26 protein-coding genes and 1 pseudogene are annotated in these 21917 nt (G+C 45.3%); 11 read left to right on the forward strand and 16 right to left on the reverse strand.

The annotated features are described in order from the left end of the window. Positions 1 to 322: 322 nt before the first annotated feature. The 8 genes from BFC18_RS14405 to BFC18_RS14440 all read left to right on the forward strand — a co-directional run bounded on the left by BFC18_RS14405 (position 323) and on the right by BFC18_RS14440 (position 9552). Positions 323 to 2026: an EAL domain-containing response regulator gene (locus BFC18_RS14405; RefSeq protein WP_070126264.1), complete on the forward strand. Its 1704-nt coding sequence runs from the start codon at positions 323 to 325 to the stop codon at positions 2024 to 2026. 139 nt (positions 2027 to 2165) lie between these two features. Then, entirely contained in the window at positions 2166 to 4202 is a 2037-nt protein-coding gene (gene prlC, locus BFC18_RS14410; protein WP_070126265.1) for an oligopeptidase A, read from the forward strand. Continuing rightward, positions 4202 to 4888 carry a DNA-3-methyladenine glycosylase I gene (locus tag BFC18_RS14415; protein WP_070126266.1) on the forward strand — a complete coding sequence of 229 codons (687 nt, stop codon included), beginning with the start codon at positions 4202 to 4204 and terminating at the stop codon, positions 4886 to 4888. The genes prlC and BFC18_RS14415 overlap by 1 nt, the downstream gene beginning before the upstream one ends. A gap of 144 nt (positions 4889 to 5032) precedes the next feature. After that, entirely contained in the window at positions 5033 to 5815 is a 783-nt protein-coding gene (ubiE, locus tag BFC18_RS14420) for a bifunctional demethylmenaquinone methyltransferase/2-methoxy-6-polyprenyl-1,4-benzoquinol methylase UbiE (protein WP_070126267.1), read from the forward strand. Further along, on the forward strand, positions 5815 to 6465 hold the full coding sequence (locus tag BFC18_RS14425) for a ubiquinone biosynthesis accessory factor UbiJ (protein ID WP_070126268.1): 651 nt from the start codon (positions 5815 to 5817) through the stop codon (positions 6463 to 6465). The genes ubiE and BFC18_RS14425 overlap by 1 nt, the downstream gene beginning before the upstream one ends. Before the next feature lie 12 nt (positions 6466 to 6477). After that, positions 6478 to 8118 carry a ubiquinone biosynthesis regulatory protein kinase UbiB gene (gene ubiB / locus BFC18_RS14430; protein ID WP_070126269.1) on the forward strand — a complete coding sequence of 547 codons (1641 nt, stop codon included), beginning with the start codon at positions 6478 to 6480 and terminating at the stop codon, positions 8116 to 8118. Positions 8119 to 8407: 289 nt separating this feature from the next. Beyond that, on the forward strand, positions 8408 to 8617 hold the full coding sequence (gene cspE / locus BFC18_RS14435) for a transcription antiterminator/RNA stability regulator CspE (RefSeq protein WP_070126270.1): 210 nt from the start codon (positions 8408 to 8410) through the stop codon (positions 8615 to 8617). A 257-nt stretch (positions 8618 to 8874) separates the two neighbouring features. Then, on the forward strand, positions 8875 to 9552 hold the full coding sequence (locus tag BFC18_RS14440; RefSeq protein WP_070126271.1) for a hypothetical protein: 678 nt from the start codon (positions 8875 to 8877) through the stop codon (positions 9550 to 9552). A 426-nt stretch (positions 9553 to 9978) separates the two neighbouring features. Here the strand turns inward: BFC18_RS14440 and BFC18_RS14445 are convergent, their stop codons facing one another. The 10 genes from BFC18_RS14445 to BFC18_RS14500 all read right to left on the reverse strand — a co-directional run bounded on the left by BFC18_RS14445 (position 9979) and on the right by BFC18_RS14500 (position 16817). Then, a complete protein-coding gene (locus BFC18_RS14445) occupies positions 9979 to 10593 on the reverse strand; it encodes a helix-turn-helix transcriptional regulator (protein ID WP_070126272.1) in 615 nt (204 codons plus the stop codon). Positions 10594 to 10680: 87 nt separating this feature from the next. Beyond that, positions 10681 to 11175 carry an arsinothricin resistance N-acetyltransferase ArsN1 family B gene (locus BFC18_RS14450; RefSeq protein ID WP_070126295.1) on the reverse strand — a complete coding sequence of 165 codons (495 nt, stop codon included), beginning with the start codon at positions 11173 to 11175 and terminating at the stop codon, positions 10681 to 10683. 55 nt (positions 11176 to 11230) lie between these two features. Next, complete coding sequence (locus tag BFC18_RS14455) at positions 11231 to 11695, reverse strand: hypothetical protein (protein ID WP_070126273.1); 465 nt, start codon at positions 11693 to 11695, stop codon at positions 11231 to 11233. Between the two features lie 70 nt (positions 11696 to 11765). Then, entirely contained in the window at positions 11766 to 12107 is a 342-nt protein-coding gene (locus BFC18_RS14460; RefSeq protein ID WP_070126274.1) for a VOC family protein, read from the reverse strand. A gap of 12 nt (positions 12108 to 12119) precedes the next feature. Next, complete coding sequence (locus BFC18_RS14465) at positions 12120 to 12659, reverse strand: hydrolase (protein WP_070126275.1); 540 nt, start codon at positions 12657 to 12659, stop codon at positions 12120 to 12122. Positions 12660 to 13052: 393 nt separating this feature from the next. Continuing rightward, positions 13053 to 13898 carry an acyl-CoA thioester hydrolase/BAAT C-terminal domain-containing protein gene (locus BFC18_RS14475; protein ID WP_070126277.1) on the reverse strand — a complete coding sequence of 282 codons (846 nt, stop codon included), beginning with the start codon at positions 13896 to 13898 and terminating at the stop codon, positions 13053 to 13055. A 102-nt stretch (positions 13899 to 14000) separates the two neighbouring features. Next, the gene (locus BFC18_RS14480; protein ID WP_070126278.1) at positions 14001 to 14468 is read right to left on the reverse strand and encodes a nuclear transport factor 2 family protein; all 468 of its coding nucleotides are present in this window, start codon (positions 14466 to 14468) and stop codon (positions 14001 to 14003) included. 571 nt (positions 14469 to 15039) lie between these two features. Further along, a complete protein-coding gene (locus BFC18_RS14490; RefSeq protein WP_070126280.1) occupies positions 15040 to 15459 on the reverse strand; it encodes a GNAT family N-acetyltransferase in 420 nt (139 codons plus the stop codon). A 121-nt stretch (positions 15460 to 15580) separates the two neighbouring features. Continuing rightward, positions 15581 to 16300 (reverse strand): glycosyltransferase family 2 protein, encoded by a 720-nt coding sequence (locus tag BFC18_RS14495; RefSeq protein WP_070126281.1) that lies wholly within the window; start codon positions 16298 to 16300, stop codon positions 15581 to 15583. A gap of 133 nt (positions 16301 to 16433) precedes the next feature. After that, positions 16434 to 16817 carry a hypothetical protein gene (locus tag BFC18_RS14500; protein ID WP_070126282.1) on the reverse strand — a complete coding sequence of 128 codons (384 nt, stop codon included), beginning with the start codon at positions 16815 to 16817 and terminating at the stop codon, positions 16434 to 16436. A 140-nt stretch (positions 16818 to 16957) separates the two neighbouring features. On the opposite strand from BFC18_RS14500, the gene BFC18_RS14505 reads away from it, so the two are divergent. Together BFC18_RS14505 and BFC18_RS14510 are read left to right on the forward strand one after the other, a co-directional pair. Further along, positions 16958 to 17380, forward strand: a complete 423-nt coding sequence (locus BFC18_RS14505) for a putative toxin-antitoxin system toxin component, PIN family (RefSeq protein WP_070126296.1) — start codon at positions 16958 to 16960, stop codon at positions 17378 to 17380. Between the two features lies 1 nt (position 17381). Then, positions 17382 to 17603: a toxin-antitoxin system HicB family antitoxin gene (locus tag BFC18_RS14510; RefSeq protein ID WP_070126283.1), complete on the forward strand. Its 222-nt coding sequence runs from the start codon at positions 17382 to 17384 to the stop codon at positions 17601 to 17603. 94 nt (positions 17604 to 17697) lie between these two features. Here the strand turns inward: BFC18_RS14510 and BFC18_RS14515 are convergent, their stop codons facing one another. The 3 genes from BFC18_RS14515 to BFC18_RS14525 all read right to left on the reverse strand — a co-directional run bounded on the left by BFC18_RS14515 (position 17698) and on the right by BFC18_RS14525 (position 19089). Beyond that, positions 17698 to 18198, reverse strand: a complete 501-nt coding sequence (locus BFC18_RS14515) for a flavodoxin family protein (protein ID WP_070126284.1) — start codon at positions 18196 to 18198, stop codon at positions 17698 to 17700. A gap of 111 nt (positions 18199 to 18309) precedes the next feature. Then, on the reverse strand, positions 18310 to 18648 hold the full coding sequence (locus BFC18_RS14520; protein WP_070126285.1) for a GNAT family N-acetyltransferase: 339 nt from the start codon (positions 18646 to 18648) through the stop codon (positions 18310 to 18312). Between the two features lie 15 nt (positions 18649 to 18663). Beyond that, the gene (locus BFC18_RS14525; RefSeq protein ID WP_070126286.1) at positions 18664 to 19089 is read right to left on the reverse strand and encodes a hypothetical protein; all 426 of its coding nucleotides are present in this window, start codon (positions 19087 to 19089) and stop codon (positions 18664 to 18666) included. A 240-nt stretch (positions 19090 to 19329) separates the two neighbouring features. Here BFC18_RS14525 and BFC18_RS22170 point away from each other — a divergent pair. Further along, positions 19330 to 19563 (forward strand): annotated as a pseudogene (locus BFC18_RS22170) (helix-turn-helix domain-containing protein); the annotation flags it as partial. A gap of 28 nt (positions 19564 to 19591) precedes the next feature. Here BFC18_RS22170 and tnpC read toward each other — a convergent pair. From tnpC to tnpA, 3 genes are all read right to left on the reverse strand, one after another. Next, a complete protein-coding gene (gene tnpC, locus BFC18_RS14530) occupies positions 19592 to 21091 on the reverse strand; it encodes an IS66 family transposase (RefSeq protein WP_070125564.1) in 1500 nt (499 codons plus the stop codon). A gap of 86 nt (positions 21092 to 21177) precedes the next feature. Further along, on the reverse strand, positions 21178 to 21528 hold the full coding sequence (gene tnpB / locus BFC18_RS14535; RefSeq protein WP_070125565.1) for an IS66 family insertion sequence element accessory protein TnpB: 351 nt from the start codon (positions 21526 to 21528) through the stop codon (positions 21178 to 21180). Beyond that, a complete protein-coding gene (tnpA, locus tag BFC18_RS14540) occupies positions 21525 to 21842 on the reverse strand; it encodes an IS66 family insertion sequence element accessory protein TnpA (protein WP_070125566.1) in 318 nt (105 codons plus the stop codon). The genes tnpB and tnpA overlap by 4 nt, the downstream gene beginning before the upstream one ends. Positions 21843 to 21917: the final 75 nt, after the last annotated feature.

Consider the following 21917-nt stretch of genomic DNA (forward strand, 5'->3'; position numbering starts at 1 on the left):
TGAGTTATAGCACTGAAAATACAGGGTGACAATAAAGACTAAAGTATATGATGTGACAAATGCGACATTTTGATTTGCGCGAATATTTTTAAGTTACTAATATTTATAAATTTTTTATTTTTAAAACATAAGCTTCAAGACATGAGTAGGGAAAATTATATCAATTTATAACTGAGTACTAATCCCCATTCAGCCAAAACTTCATCGGAAACTATAATCAGACAAAGGGTCAATTATGTTGAAAAAACCAACAATATTGCCTGCATTGCGCACTTAGTTTTATCAGTGTCTAACATTCTGGCTCCGGGCTGTGAGGAAAATCATGTCAGCAACAAATACGGCAGTAACGCAATTACACAAACTTGAGCTTCTTATTGTAGATGATGAACCGTCGGTCGTCAGATCATTGAAGCGGGCTATCAGGCCCTCAGGTTACGTGATTCATACCGCTGGGAGCGGCCAGGAAGCCATGAAAGTACTGGCCAATAATAATGTGGCGGTGGTGCTAACCGATCATAGAATGCCGGGCATGTCCGGTGCCGAACTGCTGAAATACATCAATCAGTTTTATCCACAAACCATTACGCTCATGCTTAGTGGTGAGAGCGATTTTAATATGGCGGTGGGCTTGTTGAATAATGGCCTGGCGAATAAGTATTTCACCAAACCGTGGAACACGGGTCAGCTTGTGAATGAAATCGACCAGGCTTTTGCATTTTATAAAGGTCGACGTGAGCTAGGTTGGCAGCGCCGGATAGAAGAGTTGTCGAGCCAGGTTGAAGAACAAAGCGCGTTACCTGACGCTTCCAACGTGGTGAATATCGATGCCAGTGCTGCGGTTGTCGCGGTGAAACTCGTGAATATGGACGATGTTTCGTATAGCCATGGGGAGTCCACCATGGCCGCGCTTATCGAAGAGGTTGATAAGATCATCTTTGAGACTGCAGAAAACGCGTTCAATATGAAAAGTGATGAGTTTGGTTTGTTTACTTTTCAGTTGCGTCAAACCGACGAAGCCGAACTGCAAAGTTGGTGTGCCATGTTACGCCGCAAATTACAGCGCACGTATTCCATCAACAAACGGGCAGTCTATTGTCAGGTGGGTGTTGGCTTCCGCGTGCTTGGTAAGTCGCCCGTCGACTTCAATACATTAGTGAAAAACCTGGAATTAACGATTTTGCGGGAAATGCATTCCAGCAACGTGTCTAACCTCGATGATGATGCCATTGAGCGCTATCAACGACAGCAACATATCCGTGCCGACGTGCAAAGAGCGTTGGATGACAACCAGTTTAAGCTGGCATTTCAGCCGAAAGTGACCTTAAAAACCGGCATGGTAGAAGGGGCTGAAGTATTGCTTCGCTGGCAGCATCATCAGTTAGGTTGGGTGCCGCCTGCAGAATTTGTGCGTTTAGCTGAACTCGATGGTCAGATTGAAGCGATTGGCGAGTGGGTGTTACGTCAGGGCGTGCGCAACGCTTCTGAACTTATCCGTTTAAATCCAGACATTAAGCGGATCTCGATGAATGTGTCTGCAAAGCAATTGCAGAATCACCGCATTGTGCAAATTCTAAAAGATGAGATTGAGCTGTACGCACTCGATCCTGCCAGCCTGGAACTTGAAATTACAGAAACGGCCATCGCCACCAATAGCGAGTATGTGCACGGGCTATTGTGGCAACTGAAATTGCTGGGAGTCAAAATCGCCATTGATGATTTTGGTGCAGGGTTTACTTCAATGTCGTATTTGGCCAAGCTGCCCGTAGATGTATTAAAGCTGGATAAATCGCTGGTAGACAATATCGACTACGAAGTGAATAAGCGTGAATTGGTGAAAAGTCTGATTGATGCCTGTAAACGCCTGAACATTGAAACCATCGCTGAAGGCGTGGAAACCGAAGAAGTGTTACGGGTGCTCCAGCACATCGGTTGCGAACAGGTGCAGGGGTTCTATTTCAGCAAAGCGGTACCGCGCATTGAACTGGAAAAGATTGTCATCAAGCAACCATTTACCTCAATGATATAAAAACGCTTGTTTTTGTGTTCTGTGATCCCAACATCTGAGTTAATGTTATTAAGTGATGCGGGCTGTGTGACAACGGCCCGCAGTGACACTTAGCTACAATAATCAAGTCACATGACATCAAATTACGAGCGAGATCATTATGACTACCCCTGCTATCGAGCAAGTCGACGGATTGCCACTGTTCTCCGGCATCAAACCTGAAGAAATTAAACCTGCTATTGAAAAGGCGATTGCCCACTGTAAAACCACCATTGATGAGGTGGTGGCGAGCCAAGACTACAGCTACGCCAATGTAGTCGCAAAAATTGAAGAAGCCGACGACCGTTTAGGCAAAATGTGGTCGCCGGTATCCCACATGAATTCCGTGGTAAGCAGTGATGAACTGCGCGACGCCCACGACGGTTGCCTGCCGCTGTTGTCTGAATACGGCACCTGGGTTGGCCAACACGAAGGTTTGTATAATGCTTACATTGCGCTGAAAGACAGCGAAGAGTTTGCCGAACTCGACGAGCAGCGTCAGAAACTCATTACCAATACCATCCGCGATTTCACTTTGTCTGGTGTAGCACTCCCTACCGATCAGAAAAAACGTTTTGCTGAAATTCAGGCTCGTCTAAGCGAGCTGTCTTCAACTTTCAGTAACAACGTGATGGACGCCACCATGGGATGGAGCAAGCATGTTACTGACGAAGGTGAACTGTCAGGCTTACCAGAATCCGCATTGGCAGCAGCGGCGCAGGCTGCCCATCAAAAAGATTTACAGGGCTGGCTATTTACCTTAGATATTCCTTCTTATCTGCCGGTGATGATGTATGCCGACAACGCGGCGTTGCGTGAGGAAATGTATCGCGCTTACACCACGCGTGCCTCTGAGCAGGGGCCAAATGCTGGAAAGTGGGACAACACGGGTATCATTCAGGAAACCCTGGCACTGCGCACCGAGATTGCCAAAATGCTGGACTTCTCTAACTACGCAGAACGCTCTATTGCCACTAAAATGGCGCAGTCAACGGATCAGGTTGTGGGCTTCTTAGAAGATCTCGCGGCTAAATCCCGTCCGCAGGCCCAGCAAGAATTGGAAGAGGTTAAAGCGTTTGCCGAAGCGCGTTTTAACGTAACCGAGCTGAACGCCTGGGATTTACCTTACTACAGCGAAAAGCTGAAGCAGGAAAAGTACACCATTTCAGATGAAATGCTGCGTCCTTATTTCCCAGAAGACAAAGTACTGCATGGTCTGTTCCGCGTTGTGCACCAGCTGTACGGCTTGAAAATTGTCGAGCAGCCTGGCGTGGACGTATGGCATGACGATGTCCGTTACTTCACCATTACCGATGATGCCGATACCTTGCGTGGAAGCTTCTATCTCGACCTGTACGCCCGTTCGAAAAAGCGTGGCGGTGCCTGGATGGATGAATGTCGAGTACGCCGCATCAAAGAAGATGGCGAACTCCAATTACCGGTGGCGTACCTGACCTGTAACTTCAATGGGCCGGTAGGTGACAAACCTGCGTTGTTTACCCACGACGAAGTGGTAACCATGTTCCATGAGTTTGGTCACGGTATTCACCACATGCTGACAAAAATGTCGGTGGCTGGTGTATCTGGTATCAACGGCGTACCCTGGGACGCGGTTGAGCTGCCCAGTCAGTTCCTGGAAAACTGGTGTTGGGAAGAAGAAGCGCTGAATTTTATCTCTGGACACTACGAAACCGGAGAACCGCTACCTAACGATCTGCTGGATAAAATGCTGGCTGCCCGAGACTACCATTCTGCTATGCAGATGGTGCGTCAGCTGGAATTTAGTTTGTTCGATTTCCAAATGCACCAACAAGACGGTGCCACTGTTGATGTGCAGGCCGTATTAAATGGCGTGCGTGAGCAGGTTGCGGTAGTTATCCCGCCAGAGTTTAACCGCTTCCAGCACAGCTTTGGTCATATCTTTGCTGGTGGCTACGCGGCCGGTTACTACAGCTATAAATGGGCTGAAGTGCTGTCTGCCGATGCGTTCAGTAAGTTTGAGGAAGACGGCATTTTCAATCGGGATACTGGTAAGTCGTTCCTGGAAAATATTCTGGAAATGGGCGGTAGCCGTGAACCGATGGAACTGTTTGTCGCGTTCCGGGGCCGCGAACCGAAAGTGGATGCGCTGCTGCGTCACTCGGGGATCCGCACCTAATGAACATCGAACCGTTTGCAGATATTCTCAAACGGGCTGAACAACGAAAGGGTGGCGCTGCCGCCCTTTCTTATTATGTGTCTCAGCCTTTATCGCGAAAGCAAATTGCTGCCATTCCCGATGATCGCTTTCTGGCCGAAATGACCAAGAAAGTGTTTCAGTCGGGTTTTGTCTGGCGGGTGATTGAAGCCAAATGGCCAGATTTCGAAACCGTGTTTTTTGGTTTCGATATTGAAAAAATCCTGCTGATGCCAGACGAAATGTTCGAGCAAAAAGCCACCGATAAACGCATTGTACGAAACTTTAAAAAAGTAATGACGGTACGGGATAACGCCCTGATGATTCAGGATATCCGACATCATCATGGAAGTTTCGGTGAATTCGTTGCCAGCTTTGAGCCCGAGCGCATTACCGAACTTTGGCTGTATCTGAAAAAACATGGTGCGCGTCTGGGCGGCAATACCGGGCCTTATATGTTGCGGGCGCTGGGTGTGGACACGTTTTTGTTCTCCCGCGACGTAGAAGATTACCTGCGTAAACACGAAATCATTGATGGTACACTTACCAGTCAGAAAACCCTGAAAGCCGCAAATGCTTGTTTTGTGCAGTGGCAGCAAGAGAGCGGGTTATCGTTGCAGGAAATCAGCCAGATAGTGTCATTAAGCTGGGGTACCAATAACCGCTGAAGTATCGTGTCCCGGCATATTGATACTCGTCGTCTGGCCGGACAATATTATTGATTTAAATCCTAAACCCGATGGCAAAGCGCTGTAGATTGTCATCGGTTTTGGGTACACTTCTCATCACTTAATTTTAATGACAGGACTGCCATGAGCGATAATACGGCAAGCACAAATACACCTACCTCCGAACCCACTACGACGCACTTCGGCTACAAGCAGGTTGATAAGTCGCAGAAGGCATCAATGGTCGCCAGTGTGTTTGATTCTGTAGCAGCGAAATACGATGTCATGAACGACCTGATGTCGCTGGGTATTCATCGTTTATGGAAGCGCCATGCCATCGACTGCTCTGGCGTTCGTGCGGGACACAAAGTGCTGGATATTGCCGGTGGTACCGGCGATTTAACTGCCAAGTTCTCTCGTTTGGTAGGGCCTACCGGTTCTGTCACACTGGCAGACATTAACCTTTCTATGTTGAAAGTGGGCCGCGATAAGCTGCGCGATCGTGGTCTGGTAAACAATATCGATTACGTGCAGGCCGATGCCGAAGCACTGCCGTTCCCGGACAACACCTTTGATGTGGTTACCATGGCATTCGGCTTACGTAACGTCACCGAAAAACAAAACGCACTGAATTCTATTTTCCGCGTGCTTAAGCCTGGCGGTCGTCTGTTGGTTCTGGAATTCTCCAAACCCACCACGGAGCAGCTCTGCAAACTGTACGACGTCTACTCGTTCCACATTCTGCCGAAGATGGGCCAGATTGTGGCTAACGATGCAGAAAGCTATCAGTACCTGGCTGAGAGTATTCGTATGCACCCTGATCAGGAAACACTGAAAGGCATGTTTGAACAGGCTGGTTTTGAGCAGTGTGATTATCAAAACCTCACCGGTGGTATTGTAGCCTTGCACCGGGGATATAAATTTTAATGCCTGCTGTTGCACTGTTCACCGCATCCATTGAGACAGCGATAAATAAAGCATTGTCACTGGATAGTGGCAGTGCAGCCCGCCTCAAGCCTCTCAATGGTAAGCGGCTCACCGTATTTCTCGCTGGTACGCCAATTGCGCTCACATTGGTATTTTCAGACAAAGTCGACGTGCTGGCAGAGAACCAAAGCTTTGAAGACGTGGTTGCCGAACTCGACGGTGCCACGTGCTGTATTAAAACCCGTCCCGAGGTGCTGCCCGAGCTGCGTCAGAGCAGTAAAATCACCAGTCTTATCCAGCAAAACCGTTTATCGGTTGAAGGCGAGTTAAGCATTGCGCAGCAGGTGAGTAGCCTGTTCCAGAACTTGCATATCGACTGGGAAGAGCACGCGTCGGCATATATTGGCGACGTGGCAGCGCATACGCTATTTTCCTCGATCCAAAACGTGAAACTGCGAGCAGAGCGGTTTTTCGGTAATGCAAAAGCCGGTTTGGGCAATGCACTTACTGAAGAAAAAGATGTGGCAGTGCCAAGTATCGCCGTAGCGCATTTCGCCGATCAGGTAACTGACTTACGAGACGACGTAGAACGTTTCGAAGCCCGACTTGCCCAATTGGAACAAAAAACAACGTCTGCGGACAATCTCTGATTCGGATTTTTCATGCGTATTGGTCGTTTATATTTCATCAATAAAATCTTCCTGCAGCACGGGCTCGATGAGCTTATTCCATCACGCTGGCAGCCCTGGTACGTGCGCCTCGCTCGCAAACTGATATTCTGGATCCCCAACGAGCACAAAGACAAAACGCCCGGCGAACGTATTACCTTGGCGTTGCAGGAGCTTGGGCCAGTATTCATCAAATTTGGCCAGATGATGTCGACCCGACGCGATTTGCTGCCTCCGGCTATCGCCAACGAATTGGCTCGCTTGCAAGACAAAGTTGCGCCCTTCCCATCAGAAGAGGCAACCGCCCGGGTGCTGAGTAGTCTAAACATTCCCAAGCTGGATCTGATTTTTAGCTCCTTTGATGAACAACCCTTGGCGTCGGCATCCATCGCGCAGGTGCATGCTGCGGTGTTGAAAGAAAACGGTAAGGACGTGGTGGTAAAAGTGCTGCGTCCTGGCATTCGTAAAACCATCGACGCCGATATGGAACTCATGTTTACCCTGGCCGGTGTGCTGCAAAAATGGCTGCCTGACGGTAAGCGTTTGCGCCCAGTTGAGGTAGTAACTGAATATCAGAAAACCTTGGTGGACGAACTCGATCTCATGCGTGAGTCGGCCAACGGTATTCAATTGCGTCGTAATTTTGAAGGCTCTGAGAGTCTGTATGTGCCGGAAATTTTCAGCGATTACTGTCGCCACGATGTACTGGTGATGGAACGTATTTACGGCATTCCAATCTCTAACATCAACACGCTGCTTGAACAAAATACCAATATGAAAAAGCTGGCAGAGCGGGGCGTAGAGGTCTTTTTTACTCAGGTTTTCCGTGACAGCTTTTTCCATGCCGATATGCACCCTGGTAATATCTTCGTATCACGAGAACATCCTGATAACCCGCAATACATCGCCATCGACTTTGGCATTGTGGGTACGCTGAACCGTGAAGATAAGCGCTATCTGGCAGAAAACTTCATTGCGTTTTTCAATCGGGATTATCGTAAAGTCGCTCAGCTGCACGCCGATTCTGGCTGGGTGCCAGCTGACACCAATATTGATGAATTCGAAATGGCTATCCGTACGGTGTGCGAGCCTATCTTCCAGAAACCGCTGGCAGAGATTTCCTTCGGCAATGTACTGCTGCAACTGTTTAACACCGCGCGCCGTTTTAACATGGTTGTGCAGCCGCAACTCGTGCTGTTACAGAAAACCTTATTGTATGTTGAAGGGTTAGGGCGTCAGTTGTATCCGCAATTGGATTTGTGGCAAACCGCTAAGCCATTTTTAGAGAACTGGATGAAGCAACAGATTGGCGTGAAGGCCATGTTCTCGAAGGTGAAAGATAACTTGCCGTTCTGGTCGGAAAAGCTGCCAGAAATGCCCGATTTGCTGTACGACAGCTTAAAGCAAGTCAAAGCTATGCCGCTGCAAATATCGCGCAATCATCAGGAACTCACAAGGCTTCAGTTGGAAGCGGCTAAAGCCAATCACTGGGTTATTGCTGGGGCGACATTTATTGTTGTTGCGGCAATTCTGCCTATTTACGTTCCTCAATGGTGGGTACCAGTTATTAGCGGTGCTGTGGGTGTGGGCTGTTGGATTCAGGGCTGGCGACATAGCCATCCTGCGTCTTCGTAAACGGCATTTTTTCTGACATTCCCGTTACGAAATTATTATAATTTTCTGATACCGGTGAATTTTTGTATCATTTTTCTAACCAACTGTTATAGTGGTTTCTGGCTTAATTGCCTTAGGTCTTTTTAAGACGAGATTATTTTTGTTTCTACCATGATGTTTTGAACGCTCTGGTTACACCTGTAATTGTAGTAAGTTGTTTTTCCATCCAATGTAAGACCCAAATATTTCGTTCAAAGAGGCCGAGAGTTAAGCGCTTCGGCGCAGTTTTATTGAAAGTTTTGAGGTCTACATGTCTAAAGTTACAGGCACCGTTAAATGGTTTAACGCAGATAAAGGTTATGGATTCCTGACTCAGGATAGCGGCGACAAAGATGTATTCGTACATTTCCGTGCTATCGTTTCTGAAGGGTACAAAACCCTGAATGAAGGTCAGCGAGTTGAGTTCGAAGTCGAGCAAGGTCAAAAAGGTCTGCAGGCTGCTAACGTAAGCGCTATCTGATTTCCAAAAAAAACGGTGACATCTGTCACCGTTTTTTTATTTCTCCCCCCTTTTAACAGCAACGATGGTCATCGTGTCTTATTGCTGTTGATTTCTATTTCTTTACACTATTTACTTAAAACTGCGCATTCTTGGCACAACGTTTTGTGTCAGTTACATTATGTAACGGTTTATTTCACTGCAATTTGCTCTTGTTCCATATACTCATGCGTATACGCTAAATATAGTGCGCGTACAGACATCTTAAAGGAGCTTTCATGTCGCTAGTTTCTCGCCAATTTTTCCTGGTCTTTCTGTGTTGTATTTTTAGCTCGTCCAATGCGTTTGCTCGGTCGGCAGATGAAATTGTGGCAGTGGTGTTAGGTGATTCAATAACAATCGGTGAAGTGTCGCCAACGGGGGAAGAGTTGAATGCGGTTGCCAAAGCGACCGGTGTTTCTCGGGACCTGGCAATGTCTCAATTTCAGCATGCCCAACTCACCGAGCTGATCATCAAGGCTGTTTTGGATGACTATGCATTGCAGAAGGGCATCGAAGCAGATCCTGCTATGGTGAAGCGCTTCCTCGAGGTTTTCGGCGAAAGTTTAGCAGCCCAAGATGATGTACCAAAGGAAGTGGGGGAAGATGAAGAGCTAGCGAAAGCCTTTGCCGAGAAAAAGCGAGCACCAAAGGAAGTGGCTGAAGAGCAGGTTAAACACTGGCTAATTGAGAAAGCCATGTACGAAGAATTTGGCGGTCCAGTGGTATTCCGCTCAACCGCACCGCAATATCCCGTTGGCGCTTATCAGAAGCTCTTAACGCAATATGCAAAACAAGAGAAACTCATCATTCGTGCTCCCGCCTTTGCAGGTATATTCTGGCGCGGTTTTGAGCCACCTTATAACGCAGAAATTGAGCCTCAGAATGTCGATTTCAGCAAGCCTTGGTGGTACTGAGTCTCGATAATGCCTACGGGTTTAGAGGCTTCTTTTTGTTCTTTTTAAACAGACCCATCCAAAAAATGCTCTCAACAGCCAAGGCTAATACAACCAGAGCAAAGGTACCGGTAGAAATACCTAGTGAGTAGAGGTGAATAGCCAAAAACAGTATGCAGGCTAGCAGTAGGTAACGCAAAAAGGTTTTCATGAAAACGCTCGCAAAAAATCTTGTGAATGAAGATTAAACAGGCGGCACGACACAAATACAAACATGGAAATGTAACGAGTTAATTCATGGCCTGCGCCGCTGCAGATTAAGGCTTTTGCTTAATATGCCGGTAACTGGCTCTACCTGAACATTCTTTAGTTTAGTTGAGTATTCTAAGTAAGAATGGCAACTTAACCTGCTTCTTCACGCATCTATGGCTTTGGCAATACGGCTTGTTAGCTTTTGGATGAATTTTGCAAAACCGCTTTGTCAGCCGATATCCTCAGCCCCTCTGTTTGCACTAAAATTTCCGCATTGGCGATAACAATCGACCCGATTTCTGTTTTTATCGTTACATGTGATTCACTGACTGAAGGTGCTTGTTCATTCCCCGATAAGATAGTGAAGGCTACATGTCGGGGAATAAATATTTGAACATTGCCCACAAAAGTATCTGTAGTGCGATCTTCAGACATTGTCATAGACATTGCCTCAATTTTCACATCTGAGGCTGCCGTGGTTGCGGATGTCAGAACAAAACTGCCTAAAAGACTTAGTAAGATTGCTGAGGTTGTTAGCGCTTTCTTTAAATTAAAGCGCTTGGTACTTGGTAGCAACAACGCATGGCTTTGGACTGCTGATTCCGATTCTTCAGCAACAACCAACGAATTCGCACTCATTTCAAAAGTGGCGGCGAGAGATTTCAGGGTCTCAAATGAACCTGTGCCGTTATTCTCTACCCGTTGAATGGTGCGCAGACTGAGTCCGCAAATGTCAGACAAATGCTGCTGACTCCACGCGCGTTGTTTGCGTAACTGAATGATTAAATCAGAGTTTATTTTCATATCCATAATTCAGGCTCCATAAGGTTTGTTAAGGAGACTGAGCCTAGTCAAAACTGTCCATTTCTTATACGACAACCTTACGACACTATGGCGTCAGTTGCACGCCAAACTGCGCTGCCAGAAGCCTACATCCAGCCATTGGTCAAATTTGTAGCCGATGCTCGGAAAGTGTCCGACCTTTTTCATCTGCATTTTTTCATGGAGTGCTACGCTGCCGGGATTAGGAAGGGTAATACAACCAATAACATTGATTATGCCCAGTGCCTGTAGCTCATCTATCAGCGTTTCGTACAGCTTCGTGCCATAGCCGTTACCGTGATGCTCAGGGGAAAGATAAACAGTAGATTCGACTGAAAAGCGGTAAGCACTGCGTGCTTTAAATGGCGTGGCGTATGCGTAGCCAATAATTTCATCGCTTTCTGTTAGCACAAGCCAGGGTAAATTTGATGCCTGAACGGCCTCAATCCGGCTGGCTATTTCCGAGGTTGTTACCGGCGTTTCCTCAAAAGTAATAACCGTATTGCTAACATAGTGATTATAGATAGTCGCAATCGCCTCGGCATCGCTGGTGAGTGCATTTCTATTCATGATTTCCCCCACTGTTCTGCTGATGATAATGTAACTCTGAGATTCATGATTATTGCTAATTAACAGTTTGTGGCGGAAGTTTCCTAAAGCGGAACGAGGCTGAGATAACCACCGCAATGACAAAAGCAGTTCCAATGAATTTTGAAAACGCCAGTGACTCAAGTACAGGTCTGAAAACCAGCAAATTCATTAAGACCAAAGGAATCAAAATTGCTGTCGCCGCTTTCGCACTTATTTTACTTTCGAACGGTTGTTGGCAGTGAGGGCAATGCTTTATTCGTCCAAAGCTGTTGTTTGTTCTGGAGAAAAAGCCAATTTTCTTTTCGCAGTGTGGGCATTTATAAAATTGTTCGTTCGTATCGAAATCTTCCGCTTTTTTCTCGCCCGTGGGCACAGTTTGGGCGCGGATTTTTAATTCCTCTTGTATGTGCTTTGTCCTTTCAGGGTAAGTGGCCTGATCGATTTTTCTGAGCGCATCTTCCAGGTCTGTTGTTGAATAGCTTGCGTAATCTGGTTCCATGAGATCTCTTATCTTTGTATTCGTTTTTGTTCTGTATATTTGAGAAAGTTTGAGGGGAATTTCGAATGCATTATTTTAATTCTGTTATATGGAGTAGCTCACCTGATGGGCCCCATAAGTAAAATACCTTTCCCCAGGGCTCTTCAGATATCGGTGAAATTCTTTGCTTGTGCTGTGATGCTGAACATACTGTAAAGGCGTCTTCAATGTTGGTTACACAGATCTGTAGCATGAAATTTTCGGCCAATGCTGGCTCGAAGAAACGTTGCAGGAAAAAGAGACAGTCACCGTTTTCAAACAAAGTGAGGTCATCACTGACGTATTCCGAATGAAAACCAATTTCGGTGTAAAATGCCTGTGATACAGCGTAATCCCTAGCTGGCAAAAATGGCTTAATATCTGTGACTTTCATTAATGCCCTTCGTTATTTAATTAAGTTCAGAATGTGTTTAAACGCGGGTGCCCGGCAATCCTTAACCAACTCATAAAGACACATTTCTAAGCCAGTAATTTCAACCCCGGCGGCGCTAAGCTTATTCATCGCTAACTGCTTGTTGGCATCTTCCCGGGAGGACACACAATCGCTAACCAGATGAATGTCGTAGTCTAACGCTTTGAGGCCCATAGCCGTTTGATACACACAAATATGTGCTTCAATGCCGCAAATAAGCCAAGAGGTTCTTTCTGAATCTTCGATTTCTTTAATAAAACGCAGCTCTTCACAGCCATTAAACGTGAATTTGGTAATAGGTTTAAAGGCCGTAAGCTGAGATGCTATCTGCTCTGATGTTCTGCCCAATTTATCGGGGTTTTGTTCTAACCAGACAATGGGTAAGCCCAAAGCTTGGGCGCCTTCGACCAGCTTTGCGCAGTTCGAAAGAAATGCATCACTGTTTGCCACTATTTGCGCGAGTTTGCCTTGTATATCAACAACCACCAAGCCAGTGTTATTTTTATTCAGCATAGAAGTTACTCACTTTAGTTATGATCGCAGTTTTAATCGTCGTTAGGTTTCAACGGTGCGAGGAGTAAATATAATAATAAACACGCCCAACTTATAAACAAAGTCGCGATGATCCAAGCGAGTTTTTCGCTTCGGCCTACTTTCTTTGAACTGGAAATCACGAGGATCGGAATTCCCCAAAAAATGAAAATAAGCAGAAGCAAGGGAAACCAAGAAATGAAGATTGATGTTGCGATATCCATAATGAAGTCCTTTTATGCTATTTGAGCCCTGCAATAAGGCGGGTACTCAAAAGCCAGGTTAGGTATTTTTGAGAATATTTCGGCTTGATGAATTCACGCCAGGCAAAGTGCGTGGCGTTTCCAAAGCGGGCAGCACTACCAAAGCAGATAGCTACTTGCTCTCAAGGCTGCTCACAAACGTTTGATATGATTGTTCAGATTTATCCAAAAATTTGTAATCTAATAAGTGGCTAAGTGCTGGATAGTTAACGTGTTCACAAGTAGATAACTTGTTGCGCTGCATCCTTTGACAGACTTTTTCTGCCATTAAATTCGATGGCCATATTTCATCTTTGCCACCGGAATACAGAACAACATTACCCTGTATATTTTCTGTTTTTATTGTTGCTTTACCGCCATCTTGACGATTAGCGAGAGATTGGGAATAAAGGTCGAGCAAACCGTTTACGGCACCACTTGGATTAAATTGCACAAAGGGCAGTGCTTGTTGTTCTCGAGTCCAACTTGAACCTGGCGTTTTCTGCCAGTCTTTTAAAATGCCAGCCCAAACCACCGCGCTCGGCGCAATTGCGATAACTCTGTTGAACGCTGTGTCTTGTGAAGCAAGAAGCAACGATAATTCAGCCCCTTTCGACCAGCCCACTAATGTCAGGTTGTTGTATTCTGGGTGTTTGTGGCGCAACCAATTTTTAGCTTTTTCAAAATACTCTAGAGGTATCTTTTCTAATTCGTCAGGGAGTGATTCTTCTTTAAAGTAGGCGACAGCGAGGGTAGGGAAGCCATTATCGGCAATTACTTGAGCAAGACGAGTCGGGATGCCGCCCTCTGAGCCACCAAGCACAATAATGGGTTGTTTCAGAGACTCGGGCGATTGCGCATAATAATGTGCGACAAAACCATGGTCTTCAAAATCAATCTTCTGAACTGTAGAGCCTATTGCGAGAGTAGGGGCAAGAAAAGACAAAGCACAAAGTAATTTTTTTATTATTAATTTCATTCGTTATACATTCCGTGTGGTGTTATAGGTGGCTAATCTTCGCGACAGTTGCTTCAGCGCTAACTGTTTTTCCCAGCGAGTGACGTCGACAGCAAACTGTGCTCATTCGTGATATTTGCGGATTACGGCCACTTTCCCATCTTCAATTTCTAACACTTCCATCATTGTTTGAGAGTACTCAATGGGCTGATTATTTTGCGGATGGATTCCCTTTGCATGGTTTTTATATCGGATAGCGATAGCTGATTGGTTAAACGTAAAAACATCCAATAATTCAGCGCTGTAATCGGTGTGCGCGCCTAAGTAGAAGGTCATACCTTGGCGCATATCTTCTTTACCAGAAGGTAAACGAGAGTCATCTGTAACCCAGGGAAGGTGTGAGTGACCAACATCGTCAGCTAATAGCGCGAGATAGGCTTCCAATTCTTTTTTTGTCGCTGTCGGGCTCTGCGTTGCAATCATCTTTTCAAAGTAAAGCTTGGCTAAAGCATCGAGATCAATTGGTGCATCATCGGCAAGTAAAGCACTGGAAAATAAAAGGGTAAGAAATAGTACGAAAACTTTTTTCATCAAAACTCCATTTCTGATATTCAGATAACGCTGTGGCCAATACTTTTAACGCAGTTCGATGATATGGTGAATTGCGTATATATATTTGAGTTTATGCATAATATATCTAACCAAGCATCCATCGTAACCGTAGAGCTTACGAATCGCCAATGATAAATCAGAAGCTATAGCCTCGGTTGAAAGCAAATTGTGTTAGCGACTAAGCCGAAATGGCAACTGATAAAGCCCTGGCTAAAATGGTTAAAGCGCAGTAGCCAAGCACTGAAATGGAGCGTCTACGACGTCTCGGCAATAGCTCCTCGACAACACTATTATTATCTTTCTTCAATTTAGCGCTCCAGATAAGAAGCTTGTATACGCTTAACCGATAGTCCTCTGCGCCGATTTGAATAAAAGCGTTATGCCGTGGCCAGAACCAGATGTGTTTTGAATAGAGAATAGCCCTATTTACTTTAAGTTCGATTTTGGTAGTAAATCGGTCATAGATAACATCAAGTTTGTTACCAGCCACTACGTGCTGGTGACTTTCAAATCTGGAGAAGCCCATTTTTCTTGTGTTCAACAGGGCAGGCTAAATAAACCTGCACATGCCCATACCTAAATCTTTACCATTTCTCAATGTGAAGCCATGTCTGAGATAAAAATCTTCTTTCCCTTTTGCTGCCAGTAACCCAACAGTTGAACCAGACGGGCAATTAGAAGTAACAAAACCGTTTATAGACTTCATGATTTTTGTGCCTAAACCAAGCTTTTGATACTCAGGATGTACCAGGACATCCTGTACATAAAAGTACATGAAACCATCACCGATAACACGACCACATGCAACCAGTAGATCAACATGAAATATCGAAACCCAATACAATGAAGAATTGATGCTGCTTTCAATAATTGGCAGTTCAGGATTTGCCCATCCGACAGCAGCTCTCAGCGAGGAGAAATCTTTTGCCGAAGGTGGACTTTCTTCTAAAAAACAATCCTGTGGTGACATTTTAAGCTCCTCACAACAAGCGTAATCGGATAAAAAATCTGCACAGCAGCTTTTGAAGTCCGATTTTATGCGCTTGTATGCACAATTTTGTTTATGACCAATTGTTGTGATGTTTATACAGTTAGCGCTTTACTTCATACCAGTTCTTGTCGAGATACTCTCGATCATTCCCGGTAATAGCCTGTCGAACGCGGAAAGGATTTCTGAATATCCGTACAAAATGCCAGTCTCCAAATTCATCGAATTTTCTGCAAGATGTTGTTATGGATTCGAGCGAGATAATTTTGTGTCGTCTACCTGTTTTCTTTCCATGTAACTTGAGTCTTCTAAGAAAGTCTACATCTTCAGCAATATGGCGTTTTTCATCAAATCCACCGATAGCATCAAAATCTGACTTTCTGAACCAATACATACCAAAAGAAAGCCCAAGGAAAAAAGCAGGGATCAGCATCATTCCGTACCCTACCACTATTCCCGGCGAGATTCTTTCAGGTTTAATTCGTATGCCTCCACCGAGAGAGCCAGGCGACTTTGCATGTTGATATATTTCCGTCAACACCCCTTTAGACATCCAGCTATCAGCATCGATTGTGATTACCCATTCAGTTTTTGCGTGAGCGACGCCCGTATTTTTAATACTCGAAAGGTTCTTTGAATCATTTGAAACAACGGTAGCTCCGTGAGCCTTTGCGACTTCTTCGGTTTTGTCTGAGCATCTGTTTAGCACGACAATTTTATCTACCTGCATGTCGTGTGGGATTGACTGATCATCTACCGATGACAAACATCGACCGAGATATTTTTCTTCATTATGTGCTGGAATTACTATTGTGATATTCATTGAAACCTACTTGCTATGGGCAATGGCTTTTAGTGCATATCGCTAAGCTAGCGGGCGCAAACATGCTGTGGGAATGGCAAAGCCGCCGCGTGTTTGTAGTGGCAGCGAGCCCGCGAGCGATTTATTGCGTTTGTTATACCTGCGTTCCACCCCAAATGGCAAGCAATCCTATTGGGAGAAGTAAAGACCATTGCGGAAGTTTAATCAGTGTTGATGCTGAGAAAAAATAAATACCAATTACGATGAAAACTATGCCATAAAGACAATAAAGAACGCCTAAGAAGAAAACTACATCGTACAGCTTTACTTCATCGACCCAACCAACATAAGTTAGCAAGCACGATGACGTTAACAATGTTACAGATGTAATGTGCCAACAAGCGAGTAACGTTGCTTTAGATATGCCGTCTAGACGGCTTTTTAAGAAAGGTCTTACTGGCTCAATTTGACCCGCAAATATGTGAATGAAGGAAGTCAATAAAGCAATTAGCCCAGAAATGAAAATCCAAATATTCATAAGACCTGTCCGTAGGTATACCGCCCTAATCAGCCGCGCCGCTGTTTATGTCTCAGTGAACGTCGTGAGTGAAAATAAGCGCTTTGTTTGCTGACATTACCAAATTGAAAAGTGATAGCATATACGCTAGCATTAGCCGTATGAATACAGTCGTTATTGATACCAGTGTACTTATAAGTGCCTTGATTGGCAAAGCTGGCCCAGCCCGTGAAATTATTCGCCGTTGCCTACTTGGCCAACTAAAACCTTTAGTGAGTACAACACTGTTTCTAGAATATGAGACCGTTAGCAAAAGGCCTAAAATACGAGAGCTATGCCCGTTAACCGAAGATGAAGTTAATACGTTGATAGCATCGTTTTTTGGTGTTTGCGAGTGGGTACAAATTCATTACCTGTGGCGGCCAAATTTAAAAGATGAAGGCGATAACTTTCTCATCGAACTTGCCGTTGCAGGAAATGCTGGATTTATCATAACGAATAATCTTAAAGACTTACGCAATGCTGAGTTGCAGTTTGATGGTCTGAAAATTTATTCGCCCGAACAATATTTGAGAGGGGTTTAATATGTCGACTCTAACAGTACGTTTACCAGACGATAAGCACAATAGATTAAAGGCACTGGCGGCACACAAGAAACTGAGCCTAAATAAATTGATAGAAGAGTTAACAACTCAGGCGATTGCTGAATTTGATACTGAAGTAAGATTCAAAGCATTGGCTGCTACCGGGGATCAGAAGAGAGGCTTAGATTTACTGAAGAAGCTGGATGAGCACTTTGGCAGTTAACATCTGTATAACGGGCAATAACACGTAGACTAAAATTGGAGCGAAGCGACTGAGCTTACGTGCTTGCGTCTCAGCGAGCGACTACAGCAGATTGTCATGCGATTTTTTTAATGTAACCTTGAATTGCCTGCTGGTGATGCTGAGGGTTGAACTCATCTGGGCAGCAACAATATAGCGGTTCATGGTATTTCAGGCCAAGGTATCCAGAGATTAGCTCGAATTGACTTGTGAAACTCAAAGGCAATTCAGGCTCTGTACCTGTAGCAATTACCGATATTGGCATGCCGCGTAGTTTTCGCCCCAGTTCTTTGTTTATTGTAAGTAAATCAGTAAACCGGTCAAAGAACGTTTTCAATTGTGCTGACATGGAATACCAGTATACAGGCGTTGCGAATACAACAAAGTCTGACGACACGATGCGTTCAATTAACGGAATGAAGTCATCAGATTGATTACGAGATTCGTAGTCAAAATATGAAATTGATAAATTTTGAAGATCGACGGTGTGGGCTTGAAGACTATCAGCAATCACACGGGATAACTTTGCAGTATTACCGTCAGATCTTGAGCTTGCTAAAACTACCAGAAAATTCAAATCGATATCCTTATCGCATACACCCAAATAAGGGGCGGAAACACGTAGGCTAACATCCCGAACGAAGCCACTGACCCTACATGTTATAGCCCCAGTGAGCGCTAGCGAGTATTAACGCGCCGTATTTGTTCGAAGAACATAATGATCAAAATTAATAACCTTACTGAAGCCATGTTTCTGGTAAAGCATTTTCGCGGCTTCATTATCAATCGCTGTGGCTAATTTCAAAGAGAGACTATCGTTATCTTTTGCGAATTGTTTTACATGATTCAATAGTTCACTAGCAACTCCTTTACCTCTTACATTTGGCATAACAAACAAGTCATTTAGGTACCACATTGATTTCATTGCAACGGATGAAAATGAAGGGTAAAGCTGTATAAAGCCTAAAGGATTGCCTGTTTGATCACATGCAAGAAAGAAATGAGAATCTTCCCTGAAGTTGCATATATGTTAGGCACGTAGTCACCTTGAAAAACTGAAATACCACCATGACGATTCTCCGACTGTATTCTCGTTAGAATCAATTGCTTTCACTTTCCATCTCCCGCCCTGAGCCCCAATAAATTCAATGCTTTGAAAACTGTTTGTTGTTACAAAGCGATCATCAAAAGGTGTAGGGTTCCACTTGCCTTTATACTGGTATTCTATATTTACTACGTACCGAGATGCCTCTTTGATGGGCTCCCATTTGAGTTCGAGATTTCGAGGAAAATGACTAAATGATGCTCCATCTGTTGGTTCAATTGGCTTAATTAATTGAATGCCACTGTCACTATTTAGAACATTTACCAAATTTGAGCCTCCCCAAGTTAGAAGCCCGACTATCAAAGTGGCTACAATTCCCATGAACCACTTCTTTGACTCTGACCATTCACTTGGCTTATTCATTTCATATTCCTTTATTTATGCTGTAAGTGCCTAACGCCCGCATAAAGGGCGATAACGCATGGGCTAAAATTAGGAACGAAGTGACGTTGCCCATGCGTTAGCGTCCCAGCAAGCGTTTTAATGCGATTGTATGGATTGTTATGCGCGCCGAATTCATATACTAACTGCAACACGCCCAAAAATTAAAACGGTGAGCTATCGTTACTTCTCCATTTTCTTTCCGGCAAGAAGGTAAATGTCATGAAGTATCAACAGCTCACCGAGAATGAAAGGTATATGTTGTCTGCGCTCAGAAAGCAAGGATTGACTGTACCGGATATTGCGGCTGCACTTTCAAGACACCGTACAACAATATGGCGTGAAGTAAAAAGAAATTCCTGTTGGGGAATTGATGGCGCGTATCGCCCTGCTATCGCTCAGCGAAGAACGCACGTCAGACGACGAAAAAGCCGCAGGCGGTGTGCTTTGGCAGAACCTCAGGGTAAGCGTCCGCTAATCCCACCTATCGTTTTGCAAACTGCCATGGTAGATGTTGCTCGATACCGGTTTCGGGTTTGCTGAGCTGCTCCAGGCAGGCCATGACATAATCGAACGCATTGAGGTCGTTAGCCTTCGCTGTTTCAATGATGCTGTAGAGGATGGCGCTGGCATTGGCACCGGTTGCGGTCTGGCTGAACAGCCAGTTTTTTCTGCCGATGACGAACGGTTTAATGGCTCGCTCTGCGCGGTTATTGTCGATGGTGAGCTGGCCATCGAGTGTGTAACGAACCAGTTTATGCCATTGATTAAGGCAATACTGTATTGCCTCGCCGAGTTTTGTTTTCGGTAATACCTGTTGGGCTGATTTTATCAGCCAGGCTTCAAACTGATTAAGCAACGGCAGGCTTTTTTCTTGTCGTTGTGCATAGCGGGTTGCTGCGGTTTCTTCTTTTAACTGCGTCTCGACACGGTAGAGCTTCTGTATGTGGTTCAGTGCCCAGTCGGCTTTGCCACTGCCTTTACTGCCAGCGCCTTTTTTCGCTTCCATGAACTTGCGTCTCGCATGGGCCCAGCAGCCGACTAAGGTGGCCTGCGTTTGTTCGTAGCCCTGATAGCCATCCACTTGCAGATAGCCGCTATAACCATCAAGGAAGTCCACGGCACATCGCCCCGCACGACTATTGTGATAATCGTACAGTACGATATTGGGTGTTGACGAGCCGGTAATGGTCGCTTGCGGTGAATCTGCACCGGTGGCATACAGCCACATGTAACTGGTCGCTTTGTCAGAATCGACAACCTTCAGCGTGGTTTCATCCGCCTGGATAACCGGTTGCTTTAGCAGATGTTGATGAAGCTGGTCATAAAGCGGTTTAAATAACTCAGCGCAACGGATTATCCAGTCTGCCATGGTTTTACGGCTGAGTTCGATGCCATGCTGTTTGAACATGGCTTCCTGCCGGTAAAGTGGCAGACCATACTGATATTTGCTGGTGATTATCTGGCTTAACAAGCTGGGTGTTGCATAGCCTTTAGGGATAACGCTGTGAGGTACCGGCGCTTGTTTAACCGTATTGCTGATACCCTCTTTTTCGCAGGTACGGCACGCATATTTCGGACGTACATGCTCAATCACTTTCACCTGAGCAGGAATGAACTGAAGTTTCTCAGACTTATCTTCACCGATGCAGTGCAGTGTGCCAGCGCAGCAACCACAGACTTTATCTTCATCAGGGATATCGTGAACGATGACTTCACGCGGCAAGTCCTCAGGCAGTGGTTTACGCTTAGGTTTATTGCGTGTATAGCTGATGGTTTCCTGCTCTGGCGTTTCAACATCGGCAGTCAGTTCTTCCGCCTCATTAAACAGCTCACCCTGACCAGGGTGGCCTTCAGTACTTTTGCCAAACTGTTTTTGCTGTGCGATACGGAACTGCTCTTCCAGGTATTGATACCGGTTATTCAATTCCCGGAGCTGCTGCTCCAGTTCAGCGATGCGGCGTTGATAATCTTCTTCGTTCATAAGACTATTATCGCCGATTAAGGTACTGATTACCTGATGTTATTCAGACTATTTCGTGATCGATAAATGCTACTTATGATCACCGGTTATAAGCCGGAAGCCGTGTAGTTCAATGGCGAATGGCCTATCACATCAAAGCCCGACAATAGCCACTGCAACTGCTGCTCACTCAGGTGCATGTGCTGTAATTCAGTGTCTGATGGCCATTTGAAGCGATGCTTCTCCAGGCGCTTATACCACAGGGCAAAGCCAGTTTTATCCCAGTACAACACCTTCAGTTTATCCCGCTTTTTATTGCAGAACACAAACAACGCATCCCGGAACGGATTCAATTCCATCTGCTGTTCCACCACGACAATCAGGCCGTTGATGGATTTACGGAAGTCGACATTATCCAGATAAAGATAAATGTCAGAAGGCTCGACGAACATCTTCATTCGTTCAGCGCCTTCATCAGGTCGGCTAACCACTGTGGGCTGACATTGGCGGGTATGCGCAATGTCGAAGCAGCGCATTCAAGCGAAAGGGTCTGCGGGTCATCTTCAATACGGGATTCGAACGTGGTGACTTCGCGCTTAACGTGAACAAACTTATTGCTGGTTCGCTGAAGCCGGATGTCACTGCGTCTGGCATAAAACGTCTGAATGTTTATCTGATGCTGACGGCAGAACGCCACCGCTGATAATCCACTTTGTTCCTGACGTTCGAAAAGCGCCAGCCAGGTATTAACGTCTCGTCGTTGGTATCGCATGGTGTTCTCCTTAGCAAAAGAACACGATGCAGTAGCGACATCAGTTTTTGAATGTGGGGATTACCGGACGGTTAC

The sequence above is a fragment of the Alteromonas confluentis genome (assembly GCF_001757105.1).
Taxonomy (GTDB): Bacteria; Pseudomonadota; Gammaproteobacteria; order Enterobacterales; family Alteromonadaceae; genus Alteromonas; species Alteromonas confluentis.

Excerpts from the sequence above, each read along its gene's own strand:
- BFC18_RS14405 (WP_070126264.1), top strand. The coding sequence starts at position 323 with ATGTCAGCAACAAATACGGCAGTAACGCAATTACACAAACTTGAGCTT.
- prlC (WP_070126265.1), top strand. The coding sequence starts at position 2,166 with ATGACTACCCCTGCTATCGAGCAAGTCGACGGATTGCCACTGTTCTCC.
- BFC18_RS14415 (WP_070126266.1), top strand. The coding sequence starts at position 4,202 with ATGAACATCGAACCGTTTGCAGATATTCTCAAACGGGCTGAACAACGA.
- ubiE (WP_070126267.1), top strand. The coding sequence starts at position 5,033 with ATGAGCGATAATACGGCAAGCACAAATACACCTACCTCCGAACCCACT.
- BFC18_RS14425 (WP_070126268.1), top strand. The coding sequence starts at position 5,815 with ATGCCTGCTGTTGCACTGTTCACCGCATCCATTGAGACAGCGATAAAT.
- ubiB (WP_070126269.1), top strand. The coding sequence starts at position 6,478 with ATGCGTATTGGTCGTTTATATTTCATCAATAAAATCTTCCTGCAGCAC.
- cspE (WP_070126270.1), top strand. The coding sequence starts at position 8,408 with ATGTCTAAAGTTACAGGCACCGTTAAATGGTTTAACGCAGATAAAGGT.
- BFC18_RS14440 (WP_070126271.1), top strand. The coding sequence starts at position 8,875 with ATGTCGCTAGTTTCTCGCCAATTTTTCCTGGTCTTTCTGTGTTGTATT.
- BFC18_RS14445 (WP_070126272.1), bottom strand. The coding sequence starts at position 10,593 with ATGGATATGAAAATAAACTCTGATTTAATCATTCAGTTACGCAAACAA.
- BFC18_RS14450 (WP_070126295.1), bottom strand. The coding sequence starts at position 11,175 with ATGAATAGAAATGCACTCACCAGCGATGCCGAGGCGATTGCGACTATC.
- BFC18_RS14455 (WP_070126273.1), bottom strand. The coding sequence starts at position 11,695 with ATGGAACCAGATTACGCAAGCTATTCAACAACAGACCTGGAAGATGCG.
- BFC18_RS14460 (WP_070126274.1), bottom strand. The coding sequence starts at position 12,107 with ATGAAAGTCACAGATATTAAGCCATTTTTGCCAGCTAGGGATTACGCT.
- BFC18_RS14465 (WP_070126275.1), bottom strand. The coding sequence starts at position 12,659 with ATGCTGAATAAAAATAACACTGGCTTGGTGGTTGTTGATATACAAGGC.
- BFC18_RS14475 (WP_070126277.1), bottom strand. The coding sequence starts at position 13,898 with ATGAAATTAATAATAAAAAAATTACTTTGTGCTTTGTCTTTTCTTGCC.
- BFC18_RS14480 (WP_070126278.1), bottom strand. The coding sequence starts at position 14,468 with ATGAAAAAAGTTTTCGTACTATTTCTTACCCTTTTATTTTCCAGTGCT.
- BFC18_RS14490 (WP_070126280.1), bottom strand. The coding sequence starts at position 15,459 with ATGTCACCACAGGATTGTTTTTTAGAAGAAAGTCCACCTTCGGCAAAA.
- BFC18_RS14495 (WP_070126281.1), bottom strand. The coding sequence starts at position 16,300 with ATGAATATCACAATAGTAATTCCAGCACATAATGAAGAAAAATATCTC.
- BFC18_RS14500 (WP_070126282.1), bottom strand. The coding sequence starts at position 16,817 with ATGAATATTTGGATTTTCATTTCTGGGCTAATTGCTTTATTGACTTCC.
- BFC18_RS14505 (WP_070126296.1), top strand. The coding sequence starts at position 16,958 with ATGAATACAGTCGTTATTGATACCAGTGTACTTATAAGTGCCTTGATT.
- BFC18_RS14510 (WP_070126283.1), top strand. The coding sequence starts at position 17,382 with ATGTCGACTCTAACAGTACGTTTACCAGACGATAAGCACAATAGATTA.
- BFC18_RS14525 (WP_070126286.1), bottom strand. The coding sequence starts at position 19,089 with ATGAATAAGCCAAGTGAATGGTCAGAGTCAAAGAAGTGGTTCATGGGA.
- tnpC (WP_070125564.1), bottom strand. The coding sequence starts at position 21,091 with ATGAACGAAGAAGATTATCAACGCCGCATCGCTGAACTGGAGCAGCAG.
- tnpB (WP_070125565.1), bottom strand. The coding sequence starts at position 21,528 with ATGAAGATGTTCGTCGAGCCTTCTGACATTTATCTTTATCTGGATAAT.
- tnpA (WP_070125566.1), bottom strand. The coding sequence starts at position 21,842 with ATGCGATACCAACGACGAGACGTTAATACCTGGCTGGCGCTTTTCGAA.